Below are 18999 nucleotides of genomic sequence, written 5' to 3'. Positions count from 1 at the left end.
TAACGTTGTAATAATAGTGCAAAAGTCTTAAAATAATAATAAAATAGTACCTATGGAATATAATGTTTCAATGAAACGCCTAATGAAAATGCTCTTTTTTGGAATATTCACCATTCCCTTAGTAGGTTTTTCCCAATATACCGATGTCATCAACTCCAACCGACCAGGCCTATCTGTAAGCGCATATGCCGTTGGCACCAACGTTTTACAAGCCGAATTTGGTGTTGCTTATGAACAACAGGACCATACAAGGTTAGCTACTGAATCCAATATTTTTGGTGCCGACCTTTCATTGCGCTATGGCTTACTTTTTGAAACATTGGAATTAAATTATGAAGGTACTTTCGACAATCAAAATAAAACCTATACCAACACTGGGGTAGAAATCAAGAACACCGATTTCTCCCGAAACAGGATAGGGTTAAAATATTTAATTTACGACCCATTTAAGAATCCTGAAAATAATAAGCCTAATCTCTATAGTTGGAAGGCCAACTATGGTTTTAAGTTAAAAAACCTGATACCCGCCGTTTCGGTCTATGCAGGTGCCAATTTTGTGCTTGGCGACAATCCCTTTTATAGTGGCGACCCTATAGTTTCACCAAGAGTAATGGTAGCTACCCAAAGTAGACTTACTCCAAGATTTGTACTTATTTCCAACATCGCCTATGACAGATTGGGCACGGATTTCCCTGAATGGAATTATACTGTGTCTTTGTCCCATGCCTTTAGAGATCCTAAATGGAGTGTATTTGTAGAAAACCAAGGTATAAAAAGTGATAGGTACGCGGACGTACTTTTAAGAGGTGGCGTTGCCCATTTGTTGGGTGAAAATATGCAGGTAGACATGAACTTGGGGGCCAGTTTTAAAAATACGCCTAGCAGGATTTTTGCCGCCATGGGTTTTTCCTATAGGATAGACATGCACAGGGATAAGGTGAAGGCCATTGAAGATCAAAATGCAGGAGAAAATGGAGGTCCTATTGGCAAGAACGCAATGAAGAAAAAGAAAAAAGGAAAAAACAAAGGCTCAGGTGCCGAGGATATAGATTTAGGGCCCACAAAGAAACAATTGAAAAAATTAAAGAAAAAGGAAAAGAATAGGGACGATTCTGAAATTGATTTCTAACAAATTAACATTTGTACTTTTTCCTGTAGATTAATATTGCTAATATTGAACCATACAAGAAATGTGGTATGGTTACTTTAAAAGAAGCAAAAACAAAATCGGAACTCAAGGATTTCGTAAAATTCCCGTTTTCATTATATAAGGATTCCCCATATTGGGTTCCTCCTATCATCAACGATGAGCTGGAGTCTTTTGATAAAAGCAAAAATCCCGTTTTTAAGGATGCAGATGCTTGGTTTTACCTGGCCTATAAGGACGATAAAATAGTGGGCAGGGTTGTTGCCATTGTCAATAGACTGGAAGTTGAACATCAACAAGTAAAAAAAATGCGCTTTGGTTGGTTCGATTTCATAGATGATTATGAAGTTACGGAGGCCCTCTTCAATAAGGTCGCGGAAATTGGAAAAGAACATAAGCTATCTTATATGGAAGGACCTGTGGGTTTTTCCAACTTGGACAAGGTTGGTGTACTAACTGAAGGTTTTGAGGAGATAGGCACCATGATTACATGGTATAACCATCCGTATTATGCAAGCCATTTTGAACGCTTTGGGTTTGAAAAGGAGAAGGAATACATGGAAAATAAATTCCCCTTTAGCAATGCGGAACCCAAATTCTTTGAAAAGGCAAACGACCTGGTTAAAAAAAGGTACGGTGTTAAGGCACTTAACTTCTCCAAAACAAAGGATGTACTTCCCATGGCGGATAAAATGTTCGATCTCTTTAATGAGTCCTATTCGTCCCTTTCGTCCTTTGTACCCATAACCGACATTCAAAAGGAATACTTCAAGAAAAAATATATCAGTTTTATAAATCCCGAGTATATTAAATTTATCCTGGACAAGGATGATAATTTGATTGCATTCGGGATTGTTATGCCTTCCTTTTCCAAGGCATTGCAAAAAGCTAAGGGAAAGTTATTTCCATTTGGAATTTTCCATCTATTGAATGCGAAAAAAAATAGCAAAGAGGTTATTTTTTATTTGATAGGGGTACATCCAGAGTATCAAAACAAAGGTGTTACTGCAGTTATGTTCAGTGAATATCACAAAACTTTTACACAAAAGGGTATTGAGAATTGTGTAAGGACACCCGAATTGGAGGAAAATGTGGCCATTCGCCAATTATGGAAACATTTCGACCCAAAAATATATAAGCGAAGAAGGACCTACAGAAAAGATCTGTAGAAAAAATGGTGTGAGCTACCAAAGGCTCACCCCAATGAAAAAGCCAACTTAAAATATTAAGTTGGCTTTTTATATAAGTGTTGAAATAGTTTCGATCTGCCTTAAATATTGCCAATGGCTAAGACCTAATTCAGGTTTTGAAACATTACTATACGTTGAACCTAAAATGCATTACATCACCATCTTTAACGATGTACTCTTTTCCTTCTACCCGCATTTTCCCAGCTTCTTTAACCTTGGCTTCACTTCCGAAAGAAACGAAATCATTATAGGCAATAACTTCTGCACGAATAAAACCCTTTTCAAAATCGGTATGAATTACTCCTGCGGCCTGTGGTGCAGTAGCACCAACTGGAATGGTCCAAGCGCGCACTTCCTTTACCCCAGCCGTAAAATAAGTCTCCAAATTCAATAACTTATAGGCTCCCCTAATTAATTTGGCCGAACCAGGCTCTGTTAGTCCCAAATCTTCCAAGAACATTTGACGCTCCTCATAACTCTCCAATTCCGTAATATCCGCTTCGGTGCCCACGGCCAAAAAGATAACTTCTGCATTTTCATTGGCAACGGCCGCTTTAACCTGTTCCACATAGGCGTTACCGGTTGTGGCTGCATCTTCATCCACATTACAAACATACATTACAGGCTTGTCCGTAATGAACTGTAAAGGCTTCACAAACTCTGCCCGATCATCTAAATTAATATCTAGAGCCCGTACAGATGTTCCTGTTTCAAGTCCCTGTTTTATCTTTAATAGAACCGCTTCCTCTTTCTGAGCTTCCTTATTTCCCGTTTTGGCAGCCCGTTTTACTTTTTCAAGCTTTTTATCCACAGTCTCCAAATCCTTCAATTGCAATTCGATATCAATGGTTTCCTTATCCCTTACTGGGTTGACCGAACCATCTACATGAACAATATTCTCATTATCAAAACAACGCAGCACGTGCAAAATTGCATCTGTTTCCCGAATATTACCCAAAAACTGGTTACCAAGGCCTTCGCCCTTGCTGGCTCCTTTTACCAAACCCGCAATATCCACAATTTCCACGGTTGCAGGCAATACCCGTTCTGGAACTACAAGTTCTTCCAACTTCTGCAATCTGGTGTCCGGTACATTTACAACCCCAATATTGGGCTCAATGGTACAAAAAGGAAAATTGGCACTTTGTGCCTTTGCGTTGGACAAACAATTGAATAGTGTTGATTTTCCAACATTGGGCAATCCTACAATACCTGCTTTCATAGTCAAGATCAATTACAAACTGGAACTATAAATTAAAATCTATTTCCAGCTTTTTTAAAACAGCTGCAAAGATACTATTTATGTCCATTTATAAACATACATTGACAATGTTAATTAGGTAAAAATAAATTGCCTAAATTTAAATGTAAAACACTTAAAACCATTAATATGAAAAGATTCTATTTATTGACACTTTTATTTTTGGGCAATCTTACCTTGTTGGTAGCACAAAATTCTGTGTCGGGCAACGTTACGGATGAAAGTGGCGAACCCTTAGTTGGTGTAAACATTGTAGAGAAAGGTACTACGAATGGAACTACAACGGACTTTGACGGGAATTATCAAATATCCATATTTGATAATGCAACCCTTGTTTTTAGCTATATTGGATATGACACCCAGGAAGCAGTTGTTTCCGGGAAATCGGTAATCAATGTTACTCTATCCGGAGGAATGATGCTGGACGAGGTACAATTGGTTGGCTCGAGAAGTCCAAAGCGAACCTCGACTGACACTGCGGTACCCGTAGATGTTATAGACATCGCAGAAATTGCCACCCAAACTGGTCGTGTTGAAGTAAATGAACTTTTACAGTATGCGGCTCCTTCCTTTAACGCGAATAAACAATCTGGATCCGACGGTGCAGATCATATTGACCCAGCTACACTTAGGGGATTGGGACCCGATCAAACTCTGGTGCTCATAAACGGTAAAAGAAGACATCAATCTTCCTTGATCAATATTTTTGGAACCAGGGGCCGAGGGAACACCGGAACCGATTTAAATGCTATTCCAGCATCATCCATTAAGCGAATAGAAATATTACGTGATGGCGCTGCGGCACAATATGGTTCGGATGCCATAGCAGGGGTAATCAACATTGTCCTAAAGGACCAAACGAATGAAGTATCCGGATTTATAAGTTATGGAGCATACAATACCAATGCCAAAGGGGATTTTCCTGCTGGAACACCCAATACAGATGGTAATCGTTTAGATACTGAGAGGGATGGCAATGCCATTGGAAGTGACAAAAGTTTTGATGGAGGTTCCTTAAAAGCGGGAGTCAATTTTGGAACGGCCATTGGTAATGATGGTGGATTTGTTAATGTCACCACAGAATATATTAGCAAGAATAAGACGTTGCGACCAGGTTTCGATTTTAGACGAGGCTTTGGAGAGGCGGCCATAGATGGATTTAATTTAATGGTTAATGCCTCTGTCCCCCTATCCGATAATTCAGAAGTATATGCTTTTGGTGGCAGGAACTATAGGGATACAGATGCCTATGCTTTTACCAGAAATGGGGGGAATAGGGTAATACCTTCTATATACCCTAACGGTTTTACACCAAGAATCACCTCTAACATCATAGATAATTCATTTTCGGCCGGATTTAAAACTGAATTGGCTAACGGCTGGAAAGTGGATATTAGTAATACCTATGGTAAAAACAATTTTCATTATTTCATACAGGGAACCCTTAATGCTTCCTTGGAAGATGTATCCCCGACCGATTTTGATGCAGGGGGGCATAGCCTGACCCAAAATACGGTGAATTTGGATTTTTCCAAATATTACGATGATGTATTGGAAGGTATGAACCTGGCTTTCGGCGCAGAATATAGAACCGAAAACTTCACCATATTTGCCGGAGAAGAAGGGTCTTGGGGTACTTACGACGTAAATGGTCTGTTGATAACAGATCCTGCCAATCAGACCCAACCTACGGATCCGGACTCGGGTGACCCCCGTCCGGGTGGTTCACAAGGGTTCCCAGGATATAGTCCCAAAAACGAAGTAGACAGGAGTAGAAGTAATTTTTCGCTCTACGCAGATAGTGAGTTCGACCTTACCGAAGCTTTCCTATTAAGTGCTGCAGCGCGCTTCGAAAATTTTAGTGATTTTGGAAGTACCCTGAACGGTAAACTGGCAGCTAGGTTAAAGGCATCGGACAATGTAAATATAAGAGGTTCCGTAAGTTCAGGTTTTAGGGCTCCTTCGCTGGCCCAAAAATATTACAACCTACAGTTTACGAATTTTGTGGGCGGCGCCGCATTGGAGTCATTATTATCTCCTAACAACAGTCCTGTAACCGCCTCCTTTGGAATAGACCAATTAATTGAAGAAAAGGCACTTAATGCCGGGTTAGGTTTTACTGCGACTTTTGGGGATTTCACTGCTACAGTAGATGGATATTATATTAAAGTAGACGATCGGATTGTGTTGACAGGCAATTTTGATGCCCCACAGATTCCCAACGTGGAAGCCGCACAGTTCTTTGTAAATGGGGTGGATACCAAAACCACTGGTTTGGATATTGTATTGGCCTGGAAGAAAAATTTCGATAGCAATAGACTATCGGCGACCTTTACTGGCAATATTAATGATATGAAGATCGATAATGTAAATAACGGAAATTTGGATGAGCAAACCTTCTTTGGAGAAAGGGATAAAGGGTTTTTATTGGCCTCGGCCCCGAAAAGTAAACTTACCCTTAATATGAATTACAGTAAGGACAAGTTTGATGCCGGGTTGGCATTCACCCATTTTAGCAAGGTAGAATTATTGGATTACCAGATGTTGGAACCCACCTCGGATTACGACAGTTTTGAGGATCAAATAAATCAGGCAACGGACACCTATGACGCCCGACTTGTGACGGATCTGGTTTTTGGCTACCAATTATGCGATGGGCTTAAATTAAACATTGGTGCCAATAACCTATTTAATGTATATCCAGACCAACAGGACGATTGGGTAGAAGCTGGTGGTTATTGGGATTCAGTACAAATGGGATTTGGAGGGGCTTATTACTATGCCAAAGTGGGATTCACCTTTTAGATAAACGGAACACTAAAATGCAAAAAGGTTGCCTTTGAAGGCAACCTTTTTTATTTCGTCAAAACTCAACAACCCTTATTCCTTATGAAGAATTATTTCAAAATCTCCCCCAATAGCCTTTGGAAAATTAAAAATTGAACCCATAAAACGGGAAAGGAATTGCTAAAAAACAGTATTAAAAGACCTATTCAGGGTGCATAAAACGTTGTTTGCCCAAAAGCTCTTCTTCAGACTCCACATGGTTGTCATCCGGAATACAGCAATCCACAGGGCAAACCGCAGCACACTGGGGCTCATCATGAAAACCTTTACATTCCGTACACTTATCGGGAACAATAAAATATATCTCGTCACTTACTGGCTCCTGTGATTCGTCGGCATCAACGGCTTTACCACTGGGCAGTACCACATTACCCTTTAAAAGGGTTCCGTCACTATAACGCCAATCATCTGCACCTTCATAAATTGCAGTATTTGGGCATTCTGGTTCACAAGCTCCACAATTTATGCACTCATCTGTTATTATAATTGCCATATTTTTCTATTTCTTTATGCTGATTTAATTTCAGTATCAATACTTTTGTACAAAGGTAAAGCCTAATAAAATCTTTTACAAATATAATGACTGACCTTAGACATAGACTTAATGCTTTTGTTAAACTTGGTAGTTTTTTTAAAGAATATTGCAAATATGCAAAAAACAAAACTCAAATAGATGATAATCAGCATGCATGGTTTAAAAAATTCGATGAAATACTAGCCTTGGCCGGACATAAGAATGGTTGGTTTACCCCTGAAAATATTTTATTTAGTTTGGAAAGTTGGGCCGAACTACTGACACCATTGAAGCTGGAAAGCTGGTTAATGGCCTATGAAGTGGATAAAAACAAACCTAAATCGGTAGCCTTGATTATGGCCGGTAATATTCCCTTGGTAGGTTTCCATGATTTTTTAAGTACCCTAATCACTGGAAATAGGGCCATTGTGAAACTTTCCTCGAACGACCAAGTGTTACTACCCTTTGTTGCCCAATATTTAATAGAAATGGAACCTTCCTTAAAAGACGCAATTTCTTTTGCAGATGGCAAGTTGGAAGATTTTGATGCTGTAATTGCAACGGGAAGCGACAATACATCGCGTTATTTTGAGCACTATTTCGGAAAAAAACCTAATATCATTAGGAAAAATAGAAATTCGGTGGCTGTCCTCACTGGTAATGAAACCAAGGAAGAACTGACAGCTTTGGGTGAGGATATTTTCAGATATTACGGACTGGGATGTAGAAGTGTTTCCAAATTATTTGTACCCAAAGATTTTAATTTTGACGCACTATTTAAAGCTGTTTACCCTTACAATACCATTATTGAACACCATAAATACGCCAATAATTATGATTATAACAAGGCTGTGTACCTAATGAGTTTGTTCAAGATATTGGAAAATGGTTTCCTCATGCTAAAGGAGGATAAAAACTACGCCTCCCCCATTGCCACCGTTTTTTATGAGTTCTATGATTCCTTGGAAGATTTAAAAATGAGACTATCACAAGAACAGGACAAGATTCAATGCATTGTATCCAAAGGCTTCATGGCTGATGAGATACCTTTTGGGCAAACCCAAAAACCATCATTAAACGAATATGCCGACAATATTGATACTGTTGATTTTTTGTTGAAAACATAATGGAATAATGTTTGGAGGCAGTACCCTTCTTCCTAAATTATTTATGACCTTTGACCCCTAAAATATAAAAAAAACGGATTTTAAATATTTCCAAAACAACAATAACTCAGATTAATGATTATCAAATAATTAAGATAATGAATCACAATAATTATTTTAATTTTTCCGAGATAGAAATTAATCTTTGAATAACCTTAAAAAGAGATAAATGAAAAAACATAATTTTAGTGCCGGCCCTTGTATATTGCCACAGGAAGTAATCATAAAAGCTTCTGAAGCCGTATTGGATTTTAATGGTTTGGGACTTTCCCTTATTGAGATTTCACATAGAAGCAAAGATTTTGTGGCCGTTATGGATAAAGCCAGGTCTTTGGCCCTGGAGTTATTGGATTTGGAAGGAAAGGGCTATCAAGCTTTATTCTTGCAGGGAGGTGCTAGCTTGGAATTCTTAATGGTAGCCTATAATCTATTGGAAAAAAAAGCTGGTTATCTCAATACCGGTACCTGGGCGGATAAGGCCGTTAAGGAAGCTAAACTTTTTGGAGAGGTAATTGAGGTTGGCTCATCCAAAGACGAGAATTTTAGTTATATCCCTAAAGGTTATACCATTCCCAATGACCTGGACTACCTACACCTTACCTCCAATAATACCATTTTTGGAACACAAATAAAGAAATTTCCAAAAACAAGTACCACCTTGGTTTGCGATATGAGTTCGGACATATTTTCCAGACAATTGGATTTCTCCCAATTTGACCTTATTTACGCCGGGGCACAAAAGAACATGGGCCCAGCAGGAACTACACTGGTGGTGATAAAAGAAGAAATACTGGGCAAGGTAACAAGAAAAATTCCTTCAATGTTGGATTATAAAGTGCATATAGACAAGGAAAGCATGTTTAATACCCCTGCGGTTTTTCCTGTTTACGTTTCCATGTTAACCCTAGAATGGCTAAAGAACCTAGGTGGAATTCCTGCCATAGAAAAGATAAACGAAAAGAAGGCCCAGCTACTGTACTCAGAAATAGATTTGAATCCTTTATTTAAGGGGTACGCGCATAAAGAGGACCGTTCCAATATGAACGCCACCTTCACCTTGACCGAGGATAAGCTGAAAGTTGTTTTTGATGGGATGTGTAAGGAAGCTGGTATAAGTGGATTAAACGGACATCGTTCCGTGGGTGGTTATAGAGCCTCTATGTACAATGCCCTTCCGTTGGATAGTGTTGGCACTTTGGTAGATGTAATGAGCGAATTGGAGAGGAAAGCATAACTACAGGAAGAAATGGAAGTTTGTTTTTGCCAGCCAGTTTTGGTGAAAATTGGGAAGATATAGTTAAAATTGTGACCATAATTTTCAATCACGGTTCATTTAATTCCATTACTTAATATTTAGAATTTAACAATTAGAGAATAAATGAAAATTTTAGCAAACGACGGAATATCAAAAAGTGGTAAGGAGACTTTGGAAAATGCCGGTTTCGAAGTTCTGGCAGTAAATGTGGCCCAAGAACAACTTGTTGCTTATATCAACCAAAATAATGTTTCGGTACTATTGGTCAGAAGTTCTACGAAAGTCACTAAAGAGGTTATAGATGCTTGTCCTACTTTAAAAATAATAGGGCGTGGTGGAGTTGGAATGGATAATATAAATGTGGACCACGCCAAATCCAAGGACATACATGTAATCAATACTCCAGAAGCTTCATCTTCTTCAGTAGCCGAATTGGTCTTTGCCCACCTCTTCAGCGGAGTGAGGTTTTTACACGATGCCAATAGAAACATGCCTTTGGAAGGGGATAGTAATTTTAAGAAACTTAAGAATGCCTATGCCAAAGGCATTGAACTTAGAGGTAAAACCCTTGGGATTATTGGATTTGGAAGAATTGGAGTGGCCACTGCAAGAATAGCCTTGGGGTTAGGAATGAAAGTCATTTTCACCGATCCTTTTTTGGATGAGGCCACAGTGACCGTACCCTTTTTTGATAACCGATCAATTTCTTTTGAGCTTAGTAGTACCCCATTGGAAAACTTGTTGAAAACGGCCGATTTTATTAGTTTACACGTTCCTGCGCAAAAATCCTATATCATTGGTAAAAGAGAGTTTGCCTTAATGAAGGATGGCGTTGGTATCGTTAATGCTGCCCGTGGTGGCATATTGGACGAGGTTGCCCTTGTTGATGCCTTGGAGAGTGGGAAGGTAGCCTTTGCTGGGCTGGATGTTTATGAATCCGAACCTATCCCGGAATTACGGATTTTAATGCATCCGGACATTTCACTAAGCCCCCATATTGGAGCCGCCACAGAGGAAGCGCAAGATCGGATCGGATTGGAGCTGGCATCCCAAATTATAGATCTTTACAAATAAATGTACAGCGCGATTACCTCCCTGCTTTAAACTCTTTTTTGTACCTTGAAGAAAATTAGTTTCTAACCGTAATACTATAAAAATGTCAGGATTATTGGATTTATTAAGTAGCCCATTAGGTAAACAATTAATTAGTGGAGTTGCTGGTCAAACGGGACAACCGGAAAACAAGACAGCGGATGTATTAAGTATGGCCATGCCATTGCTTTTAGGTGCCATGAAAAAAAACGTTTCTTCCCCAAAAGGGGCCGAAGGCCTAATGAGCGCCCTTTCATCAAAACACGATGGTGGACTATTGGATAACCTTGGAGGACTATTCGAAGGTGGCATAGATCAGTCGGTTAAGGAGGATGGTGCAGGAATCCTTGGACATGTTTTTGGAGGAAAACAAGCCAATGTAGAAAATGCTTTAAGTCAAAAATCGGGTCTGGACGCTGGAGCCGTAGCCGATATTTTAAAAATTGCTGCTCCATTGGTAATGGCCTATTTGGGTAAACAGAAGGCCCAGAGCAATGTAAGTGATGCCAATGGCCTAAATAGTTTATTGGGAAGTATGTTGGGCGGACAGCCACAACAGAATCAGAGCCTGATTACAACACTTTTGGATGCCGATGGTGATGGAAGTGTTTTGGATGATGTTGCAGGAATGGTCATGGGAACCAGTAAAAAGAAAGGTGGACTGGGAGGCTTACTCGGCGGGCTTTTTGGAAAATAGTAGTTTTAACATATTTTATGAAAAGCCATTTGTAACCCAAATGGCTTTTTTTTTGTACCTTAAAGGAAGAAAGTGGATGAAGTGAATTACATAGCTGTACGAACAATACATATTATTTTTCCGCTTTTTTAAAAGTACCATTGAAAAAAATAAAAGCAATGAAAAAGAATATTTTCACAATCGGCATTCTTATCCTGTTTATTTTGTCCTTGGCCAATTGCACCAGTTCCAAGAAAGCGATTTCCATTACAGATGAAGAGAAGACAGCCTTTTCCCAAACCCAAGGAGACACCATTGCCATCAAGGATGACAAAACAGAATATGAAATTATTATAATAGAACCTGGATTCGACTTTTGGCTGCAGAGCATTGCCAAGCCCGAAGGGTTTTATTCCCAATCCTATTTGGAAAATAGAAACAGAATTTATGTCGTGGAGTGGAACCAAAGGGTGAGGCAACCTTTTAGATACAATTCCAATCTATATGAATTACAAATCGACTATGACCCCAATACGGATTATGGTTATGAGGTAAATTATAAACTTTATAATTACTTTATTTATTTCCAGCGTAAATACAATCAAAGATTGGGACCATTTGTTCCTCGCGTATAAAAAGTTATCTTTGTGGTGATTTATTAATGTATGAAGAAATTAAAACAACGTTGGGGAGTAAGCTCTAATTTGCAGCTAACGATAATTTTTATAGTATTCTCCATTACAGGTTCATCGGCAGTTTATGCTGCCAAACCATTTCTTAATTGGTTAGGACTGAATAGGGATAACTTTTCTCCCGATTTTATTTGGGGCGGTATAATTTATTTATTCTTTCGGATTTTATTGATTTTTCCCATATATCAATTCCTATTGGTTATTTACGGGTGGTTATTTGGCCAGTTCAAATTCTTTTGGGAATTTGAAAAAAAGATGTTAAGCCGTATGGGCTTAGGCTTCATACTTAAATAAATTATATTTTTCTTAACAAACATTTTGCTGGCATACCCCTAGATTTGAATGGTGAAGATAATTACAAGAAATATCCTATTTTCTTTTATTGCTGCCCTACTGGTCGGTTTAATATTACTTCCTTCAGTAATAAAATTGAATCATGCCATCTTTGAGCACCATACCGTTGTATGTAAAGAAAAAATTAAACTACATATACATGAGGTAGAATTGGATTGCGATTATCATAAATTCAACATCACACCTTATTATACTTATCTACAACAAGAATTCAGAACATTTTCAGAAATACCCAAATCAATAAAAATTATAAACTTTTATAATTTTTTAAGCAAGTATCAAAAACTTCATTTCTCCCGCAGAGGTCCTCCCCCTGTTTCTTAAATTGCCATAAATTAATTGTCAGCTGCTTGTTTTTATCCAAAAAATACTCAATCCGAATAATAGAATAATCGGTTAAAATTCTTCAGTGGCAATTCTTTACGGCAAGCAAATAAGCTTGTCACTGGACATATATGTAAGTATTACCATATTATGAAATATCATAATTTAATATAGCCATACGCGTAATAGTAAAAATCCAATAGGCGTAAATCTTAATTTTAATATTTTCCTGTCTAGTAAGAAGTCAATTTGTGAGAACGTCGATTTTAAACTCCACTAAAACAAAATTAATGTAGGGACCATTAAGCGTTGCTACATTTTATAAAAACTTAATACATGAAAAAAATACTCTTGTCAATTCTAATTATGATGACATCCATTTTGGCCAATTCCCAAAATAGTCTTGCCGGAAAAATAACCGACAAAGAGAATGGAGAGGCGTTGGAGCAGGTAGCCATATACTTCCCTCAATTGGAAAAGGGCAGTGTTACCAATGCTAGTGGGGAGTATAAAATTAACGGTTTACCAACTGGGACCTATAAAATAGTCGCCTCTTTTATCGGTTTTCAAACTTTTTCCGGAAATATCACCATAGAAAAAGGCAGTAACGCCTTAGATATTTCATTGCTCCCAAGTGCCATTGAAATGGAAGAAGTTATTGTATCTACCCCATTTCATAAATTACAGCGCGAAAACGTTATGAAGGTAGAGTTTGCTAAGCTTTCATCGCTCAAGAGCCAAGGGGCCCCAACGCTTGTGGAAGGTATAGGCGCCATTCCCGGAGTGGATGTGGTTTCTACCGGTGTGGGTATAGGAAAACCAGTAATCAGGGGGCTTACCTCCAACCGTGTTTTGGTTTATACGCAAGGTATTCGCTTGGAAAACCAACAGTTTGGTGCGGAACATGGTCTAGGGGTAAACGAAGCGGGCATAGAAAGTGTTGAGGTAATAAAGGGTCCCGCTTCCCTATTATATGGATCAGATGCTATGGGGGGAGTTCTTTATTTAAACCCTGAAAAATTTGCATCCCCTAACAGCACTGAGGGCGATGTAAATTTCAACTACAATAGCAACACCCTTGGTATAAGCAGTGGAGCTGGAATAAGAACCTCAGGAGAAAAATTTAAATATCTTTTGCGCTTGGCAACCAATAACCATGTTGATTATTTAAGTGGGGATGGTAATAGGGTTACCAACTCCCGGTTCAACGAGAAAGATTTAAAAGTGGGATTGGGCTATCAAGCAACCACCTTTAAAAGTGATATCAGATACAATTACAACCAATCCAATTTGGGTATTCCGGAAGAGGTGGGCCTGCAAACCACCTCCAGAACACCCGATCTGCCTTATCAGAAATTGGACAACCACATTTTGAGCTCCAATTCCAAAATATTCTTCAACAACTCCAATTTGGACATCACCTTAGGTTACATTGGCAACAACCGTAAGGAGTTTGAAGATCACGATCACCATGAGGAAGAGGAAGAGATCCACGAGGAAGAGGAAGAAGACCATGTGGAAGAAGAAGATCATGAAGAAGCTGCCTTGGACATGAAGCTTAACACCTTTAATTATAACCTGCAGTACCATCTCCCTAAATCGGGCAAGTTTGAAACTGTTGTTGGCATGCAAGGAATTTATCAAACCAATAAAAATTATGGGGAAGAGATTTTAATTCCGGATGCAACTACCCAAGATATAGGGTTTTTGGGGACTACCCATTTTCACCTCGATCAAAACAACGATTTTCAAGTGGGATTGCGCTATGATCATAGGCAAATAGACGGGAAGGCGTATGGCCTTAGCGGGGAAGAAGGATATATTGCTCCTTTAAAACGTAACTTTAATAGCTTTAATGGCGCCTTCGGATACAAGAACAATATTTCCGAGCAATTTACTGGTAGAATTAATGTGGCTACTGGGTTTAGGGCTCCCAATTTGGCAGAACTCACTTCTTATGGTACCCATGAGGGTACCAATAGGTTTGAAATTGGAAATAGAGACTTAAAGAACGAGCAAAACCTTCAAATTGATCTGGCATTGGAATTTCAAAATGAACATTATGAATTTTTTCTAAATGGATTTCACAACAGTATAAAGGATTATATCTACATAGCGCCAAGTGGAACGGTTATGGATGAAACCCCTGTTTACAACTATCTGCAACAAGATGCTATACTTTACGGAGGGGAAATTGGATTTCATTTGCACCCGCATCCTTACGATTGGTTGCATATAGAGAGTAGTTACCAAACGGTGTTCGGTGAATTGAAGTCCGGTGAAGCCTTACCCCTAATACCCGCTAATAAGTTGACCAACACTTTGAGGGTAGAGTTCAATAATGCCAAGGGATGGTGGCTTAGATCCAATGCGTTCGTTTCCTTGAACACCACCTTTAAGCAGGGAAAAGTAAGTGTTTTTGAAACTGTCACCCCTGGATATTCCCTTTTAAATGCCGGTTTGGGAGGGGATATTAAATTTTTGAAAAAATCTATGAATATCACCATTAGTGCCAATAACCTTTTGGATAAACAATATATTGCCCATCTATCCCGTCTAAAAAGTGAGGATATTTTGAATATGGGAAGATCGGTTGTTGTTGGTCTAAACATTCTATTGTAAAAGACCTTCGCAAAGAGGAGTCTTTTTTCCAAATTGGATCCAACAATTATTCCAATCAGAACAAATACCTACGGTTTAGGTTTCCCTAAGCCGTAGGTTAATTGTTTCCAAAAAGATTTCGGAATTTTTTCATCTCCTTTAAAGCCCAATTCAATGGTGCCACTGTCCTCTGGGATATAGTTGGTTTTAAAAATATAATCCCATAGACTTAGGCTGATGCCAAAATTCACGCCGTATTTCCCATCCGGCAAATCATGCGCGTGATGATAAAGGTGCATTACAGGATTATTCAAAATATATTTTAAGGGTCCCCAGGTAATTTTTATGTTGGCATGGTTAAAATGACCAATGGCTATTGCAAAAAAATGGACAATATAGGCTTGTTCCGGTTCAAAGCCTCCCAAGATCATTACCCCAAAAGTTTTTAGAGGTTTGTACAACACGTTTTCCATCCAATGATACCTTAAGTGAGCGGCAAAGCCCATCTCCTTAACACTGTGGTGTATTTGGTGAAATTTCCATAAAAACTTATATCTATGGAGTAAAATATGGGTAAACCATTGGACAAAATCCAAAACCAAAAAAAAGATTAATAATTGGACCCAGGAAGGAAATTGTGACATATCCAATATGGCCATACTGCTTTGCTTGATCCCCAAATCGCTGAATAGTAATCCCAATAACTTATAGAAGCCACTTATTGCAATGGCAAAAAGGAAAAAATTAAAGAACATATAGAAGCCATCCAACCAAAAATCCCTTCTAAAAATAGATTGCTCTTTGCGCCAAGGAAATAAAATTTCGAGCAACCAAACCACTAGGGAAATTGCTACCAAACCCCAGAAATAATTGGTATACCAAGGCACTTCGAATATAATGGACTTCCATGTCCAATTCGCAGTTCCTATAAACGCATTAATAAAAGCTTCAAAATATTTTCCCAAGATCTATTTCCTTTACATTACCTCACTACCTTATTCCTCCTTCAATGGATACCATTCTATATTAGTCAGTGCTTCTCTTCTCCCCTTACTCATTGGAGGATAATTAGTGACCAAATAATTAATTATAACCTTTTCGTTATCTCCCAAATCCCATAAATTCTGGGTTTTTTGCATCCAGCGAATGGTCTCTATCCAACGCTCCTCGTTCATTCTGTTCTGTATCACCAATTGGGCAGAATGACAATTGGTACAATTATTAACTACGGTCATTAAACCTTCTCCGTCCTTAAATCCTGTTCTGAGGTGGATGCCATTTTCGATCTTATCCCAATCTTCATCTTCGTTGGTTACTCCAATTACTTCAGAATTGGGTGCATCTCCCTTAAAAGAAAAAGCAGATGGATCCATCATATAAATAATTCCCAAAACCCCAATAAGTATAACCATGACGAAGGAAACCACTAATACGCTATAAAAGGACTTGACCTGCTTTCTAAAATTATCCTGTTTGTTCATTTAACTAACTTTTACAGCAATTCTGTGGCTGGCATTATTCAGGTATCCTTTGGGGTTCCATCCTGGCAACAACATGGGTTGACTAACTCCTTTAGAATCAGTAGCTTTTGCCCACACCTCATAATAGCCCGTTTTAGGAAAGTCTATACTTGCCTTGAAATGCTGCCATGCCAACCTGTTAGCGGGCTTTTCCAAAATACAATCGGACCAAGTGGCCCCGAAATCTATAGAATAGGAGACTTTGGAAACTTCCAGTTCCCCTGCCCAAGCATGACCTCTAATATTAAGTTTTTTACCCTTGGCAATCATCGCTCCTGTTTTGGGGTAGGTAATCAAGGATTTTACGGGCATGGATTCTATAATACACATGTCTTCTTCCCTAACTTCTTCACCTGGAGCAACAGGGTTACAGGGCACCTTATAAGAGGTTCCTGTCATTTTTTCCCCATCATGCACTATGTTGCGAACGCTTATCCTATTCACCCATTTTCCGGAAGTAGATGCTGGCCAGCCGCCACATACCAAACGCAATGGATATCCATGCACCAGGGGAATATCATCTCCGTTCATTTTAAAGGCCAACAATGTTTCGTCCTGTAAGGCCTTTGGCATTGGTACACCCCTGGAAATAGGCTCTTTTTGAGGGTCCCTACTTAAGTGTTGGTCTGCTGCATGATAGCCAATATATACGGCATCATCCTTTATTCCAACCTCTTTCAACACATCCTTTAAACGCACCCCTGTCCATGAAGCACAACCTACGGCCCCAATAGTCCATTGGTTTCCCTTTGCAGGCGGGTCAAATTCGCTCCTGCCATTTCCTCCGCATTCTACGGTAAGTTGATAGGTATGGTGGGTGAATTTTGACTTGAGTTCTTCCAACGTAAAAGTTTTCTTTTCCTTTACCGATTCCCCATCAAACGTAATGGTCCACTCCTTTGCATTGATATTTTCCGGAACCAACCCATTGTTTCGGATAAACATATATTTATTAGGTGTTATCCTGTCGTCCAATAAATGTGCCGTGGCCTCCATATTCCACGGTTTGCTATTAAGAACTACCATTTCCTTATCCTTATTGAACATTTGAAATGGGTCTGGGTCCTGAAGCCCCAATAAGGTATAGTTTTCTGGTATTTTAGATCCAAAAACAATTTCCACACCCAGTATTCCAGCCAAAGAACCCAAAGTGGTTTTTTTGACAAAATTTCTTCTTTCCATTTAAATTTAATTGTAATAGAAGATAAATCTAAGAAAGATATTGGGAATTGTAAGTAACTATAGTTACTAAATAAATGTTAGATCGGCCTATCACATTCTATTATAGCTAGATAGTCCAATTACTTGACCGATATAAATTTTTCTTTTTTGAAGGACTTGAAAATATAAGTATAAAACCACATTATGGTAAAGGTTGGGAGAATGTCCAGACCGGGTAACATTTCTTCTACAAAGGTAATTACACCTGCAGCACGTCCAATCTTTCCCTTGTATAATCTGGTCATTAACCATCCGGCCACAGGTGCCCATATAATATCCGAAAATTCACCAATACCGGGAATAACAAATGAAAGCATTCCTATTGCATCAAAAAGTAATCCCAAGATTAAGTTCCTTAATTTATGGTCTTTTAGTGTGGACATGTTTAAAAATAATAATTTACAACGACTTCTGAATCAAATAAAATGCCAAAACATTGATTTCTTTATCCGGGATTGTATTATGACAATTTGGAACTGATCAATTTTAAGAACTCGTTCCGGGTTTCAATCTTTTCAAACTGACCTCTAAATCCTGAAGTTGTAGTTACGGAATTTTGCTTTTGCACCCCTCTCATCATCATGCACATATGGGAGGCCTCGATGACGACCGCCACACCTTGTGGTTTCAGGGTATTGTTAAGACATTCCAAGATATCATTGGTCAACCTTTCCTGTACTTGTAATCGCCTTGCAAAAACATCGACCACCCTAGGTATTTTGCTCAGACCAACAATATGGCCATTGGGAATATAGGCTATATGGGCCTTACCAAAAAAGGGCAACATATGGTGCTCGCACAAAGAATATACTTCAATATCCTTTATAATTACCATCTCATCGTAAGACTCCTTAAACATGGCACTTTTGAGAATCTCTACCGCATCCTGTTTATAGCCCTGCGTTAAAAAAAGCATTGCCTTTGCTGCTCTCTCAGGAGTTTTTACCAACCCATCCCTAGTAAGGTCTTCTCCAATTTCATTAATAATCGATGAATATCTGGATTTAACCTCATCGGTAATTTCCAAATTGTATTCTTCCAAACTGTTATATTGTTTCATAAATTCCTTGTCCTAAATATATTTTATATCGGTTCGCTTACCCCAATATTATGAAAAACTAAAATACTATTTCCTTTTT

The 18999-nt window shown here is 38.7% G+C and carries 17 protein-coding genes; 10 read left to right on the top strand and 7 right to left on the bottom strand.

The genetic code is table 11. The annotated features are described in order from the left end of the window. Positions 1-70: 70 nt before the first annotated feature. Together MWU78_RS08305 and MWU78_RS08300 are read left to right on the top strand one after the other, a co-directional pair. Positions 71-1129 carry a transporter gene (locus MWU78_RS08305; protein WP_246997433.1) on the top strand — a complete coding sequence of 353 codons (1059 nt, stop codon included), beginning with the start codon at positions 71-73 and terminating at the stop codon, positions 1127-1129. Between the two features lie 68 nt (positions 1130-1197). Further along, complete coding sequence (locus tag MWU78_RS08300) at positions 1198-2316, top strand: GTP cyclohydrolase (protein ID WP_246996864.1); 1119 nt, start codon at positions 1198-1200, stop codon at positions 2314-2316. Positions 2317-2464: 148 nt separating this feature from the next. Here MWU78_RS08300 and ychF read toward each other — a convergent pair whose 3' ends face one another. Further along, positions 2465-3559 (bottom strand): redox-regulated ATPase YchF, encoded by a 1095-nt coding sequence (gene ychF, locus MWU78_RS08295; RefSeq protein WP_246996861.1) that lies wholly within the window; start codon positions 3557-3559, stop codon positions 2465-2467. Positions 3560-3727: 168 nt separating this feature from the next. Here ychF and MWU78_RS08290 point away from each other — a divergent pair, with 168 nt between their 5' ends. Further along, the gene (locus tag MWU78_RS08290; RefSeq protein WP_246996859.1) at positions 3728-6403 is read left to right on the top strand and encodes a TonB-dependent receptor; all 2676 of its coding nucleotides are present in this window, start codon (positions 3728-3730) and stop codon (positions 6401-6403) included. 184 nt (positions 6404-6587) lie between these two features. Here MWU78_RS08290 and MWU78_RS08285 read toward each other — a convergent pair whose 3' ends face one another. Further along, a complete protein-coding gene (locus tag MWU78_RS08285) occupies positions 6588-6938 on the bottom strand; it encodes a 4Fe-4S dicluster domain-containing protein (RefSeq protein ID WP_246996857.1) in 351 nt (116 codons plus the stop codon). Positions 6939-7024: 86 nt separating this feature from the next. Between MWU78_RS08285 and MWU78_RS08280 the strand changes: the two genes are divergently transcribed. The 7 genes from MWU78_RS08280 to MWU78_RS08250 all read left to right on the top strand — a co-directional run bounded on the left by MWU78_RS08280 (position 7025) and on the right by MWU78_RS08250 (position 15140). Beyond that, positions 7025-8086 carry an acyl-CoA reductase gene (locus MWU78_RS08280; protein WP_246996855.1) on the top strand — a complete coding sequence of 354 codons (1062 nt, stop codon included), beginning with the start codon at positions 7025-7027 and terminating at the stop codon, positions 8084-8086. A 208-nt stretch (positions 8087-8294) separates the two neighbouring features. Next, positions 8295-9359 carry a 3-phosphoserine/phosphohydroxythreonine transaminase gene (gene serC / locus MWU78_RS08275; protein WP_246996853.1) on the top strand — a complete coding sequence of 355 codons (1065 nt, stop codon included), beginning with the start codon at positions 8295-8297 and terminating at the stop codon, positions 9357-9359. 144 nt (positions 9360-9503) lie between these two features. After that, entirely contained in the window at positions 9504-10454 is a 951-nt protein-coding gene (locus tag MWU78_RS08270) for a D-2-hydroxyacid dehydrogenase (RefSeq protein ID WP_246996851.1), read from the top strand. A gap of 82 nt (positions 10455-10536) precedes the next feature. Then, positions 10537-11169 carry a DUF937 domain-containing protein gene (locus MWU78_RS08265; protein WP_246996849.1) on the top strand — a complete coding sequence of 211 codons (633 nt, stop codon included), beginning with the start codon at positions 10537-10539 and terminating at the stop codon, positions 11167-11169. Between the two features lie 158 nt (positions 11170-11327). Continuing rightward, positions 11328-11783 carry a DUF6146 family protein gene (locus tag MWU78_RS08260; RefSeq protein ID WP_246996847.1) on the top strand — a complete coding sequence of 152 codons (456 nt, stop codon included), beginning with the start codon at positions 11328-11330 and terminating at the stop codon, positions 11781-11783. 30 nt (positions 11784-11813) lie between these two features. Continuing rightward, positions 11814-12134: a DUF6787 family protein gene (locus MWU78_RS08255; RefSeq protein ID WP_246996845.1), complete on the top strand. Its 321-nt coding sequence runs from the start codon at positions 11814-11816 to the stop codon at positions 12132-12134. A 720-nt stretch (positions 12135-12854) separates the two neighbouring features. Next, positions 12855-15140 carry a TonB-dependent receptor gene (locus tag MWU78_RS08250; RefSeq protein ID WP_246996843.1) on the top strand — a complete coding sequence of 762 codons (2286 nt, stop codon included), beginning with the start codon at positions 12855-12857 and terminating at the stop codon, positions 15138-15140. Positions 15141-15208: 68 nt separating this feature from the next. Here the strand turns inward: MWU78_RS08250 and MWU78_RS08245 are convergent, their stop codons facing one another. The 5 genes from MWU78_RS08245 to folE all read right to left on the bottom strand — a co-directional run bounded on the left by MWU78_RS08245 (position 15209) and on the right by folE (position 18920). Continuing rightward, positions 15209-16084: a sterol desaturase family protein gene (locus tag MWU78_RS08245; protein WP_246996841.1), complete on the bottom strand. Its 876-nt coding sequence runs from the start codon at positions 16082-16084 to the stop codon at positions 15209-15211. Between the two features lie 30 nt (positions 16085-16114). Beyond that, entirely contained in the window at positions 16115-16600 is a 486-nt protein-coding gene (locus MWU78_RS08240; RefSeq protein WP_246996839.1) for a monoheme cytochrome C, read from the bottom strand. Further along, positions 16601-17821 (bottom strand): sulfite oxidase, encoded by a 1221-nt coding sequence (locus MWU78_RS08235; protein WP_246996837.1) that lies wholly within the window; start codon positions 17819-17821, stop codon positions 16601-16603. Between the two features lie 119 nt (positions 17822-17940). Beyond that, the gene (locus tag MWU78_RS08230) at positions 17941-18243 is read right to left on the bottom strand and encodes a hypothetical protein (protein WP_246996835.1); all 303 of its coding nucleotides are present in this window, start codon (positions 18241-18243) and stop codon (positions 17941-17943) included. A 77-nt stretch (positions 18244-18320) separates the two neighbouring features. After that, the gene (gene folE, locus MWU78_RS08225; protein ID WP_246996833.1) at positions 18321-18920 is read right to left on the bottom strand and encodes a GTP cyclohydrolase I FolE; all 600 of its coding nucleotides are present in this window, start codon (positions 18918-18920) and stop codon (positions 18321-18323) included. Positions 18921-18999: the final 79 nt, after the last annotated feature.

The organism is Arenibacter sp. F26102, assembly GCF_023015865.1.
GTDB lineage: Bacteria > Bacteroidota > Bacteroidia > Flavobacteriales > Flavobacteriaceae > Arenibacter.
Note: the sequence above shows the minus strand (reverse complement) of the source record. Positions and strands in the feature narration are given on the sequence as shown.

What these genes read in the sequence shown, in the direction of transcription:
- MWU78_RS08250 (WP_246996843.1), top strand. Translation starts at nt 12,855, where the DNA reads ATGAAAAAAATACTCTTGTCAATTCTAATTATGATGACATCCATTTTG.
- MWU78_RS08230 (WP_246996835.1), bottom strand. Translation starts at nt 18,243, where the DNA reads ATGTCCACACTAAAAGACCATAAATTAAGGAACTTAATCTTGGGATTA.
- folE (WP_246996833.1), bottom strand. Translation starts at nt 18,920, where the DNA reads ATGAAACAATATAACAGTTTGGAAGAATACAATTTGGAAATTACCGAT.
- MWU78_RS08280 (WP_246996855.1), top strand. Translation starts at nt 7,025, where the DNA reads ATGACTGACCTTAGACATAGACTTAATGCTTTTGTTAAACTTGGTAGT.
- MWU78_RS08290 (WP_246996859.1), top strand. Translation starts at nt 3,728, where the DNA reads ATGAAAAGATTCTATTTATTGACACTTTTATTTTTGGGCAATCTTACC.
- ychF (WP_246996861.1), bottom strand. Translation starts at nt 3,559, where the DNA reads ATGAAAGCAGGTATTGTAGGATTGCCCAATGTTGGAAAATCAACACTA.
- MWU78_RS08260 (WP_246996847.1), top strand. Translation starts at nt 11,328, where the DNA reads ATGAAAAAGAATATTTTCACAATCGGCATTCTTATCCTGTTTATTTTG.
- MWU78_RS08265 (WP_246996849.1), top strand. Translation starts at nt 10,537, where the DNA reads ATGTCAGGATTATTGGATTTATTAAGTAGCCCATTAGGTAAACAATTA.
- MWU78_RS08305 (WP_246997433.1), top strand. Translation starts at nt 71, where the DNA reads ATGAAACGCCTAATGAAAATGCTCTTTTTTGGAATATTCACCATTCCC.
- MWU78_RS08240 (WP_246996839.1), bottom strand. Translation starts at nt 16,600, where the DNA reads ATGAACAAACAGGATAATTTTAGAAAGCAGGTCAAGTCCTTTTATAGC.
- serC (WP_246996853.1), top strand. Translation starts at nt 8,295, where the DNA reads ATGAAAAAACATAATTTTAGTGCCGGCCCTTGTATATTGCCACAGGAA.
- MWU78_RS08285 (WP_246996857.1), bottom strand. Translation starts at nt 6,938, where the DNA reads ATGGCAATTATAATAACAGATGAGTGCATAAATTGTGGAGCTTGTGAA.
- MWU78_RS08300 (WP_246996864.1), top strand. Translation starts at nt 1,198, where the DNA reads ATGGTTACTTTAAAAGAAGCAAAAACAAAATCGGAACTCAAGGATTTC.
- MWU78_RS08235 (WP_246996837.1), bottom strand. Translation starts at nt 17,821, where the DNA reads ATGGAAAGAAGAAATTTTGTCAAAAAAACCACTTTGGGTTCTTTGGCT.
- MWU78_RS08255 (WP_246996845.1), top strand. Translation starts at nt 11,814, where the DNA reads ATGAAGAAATTAAAACAACGTTGGGGAGTAAGCTCTAATTTGCAGCTA.
- MWU78_RS08270 (WP_246996851.1), top strand. Translation starts at nt 9,504, where the DNA reads ATGAAAATTTTAGCAAACGACGGAATATCAAAAAGTGGTAAGGAGACT.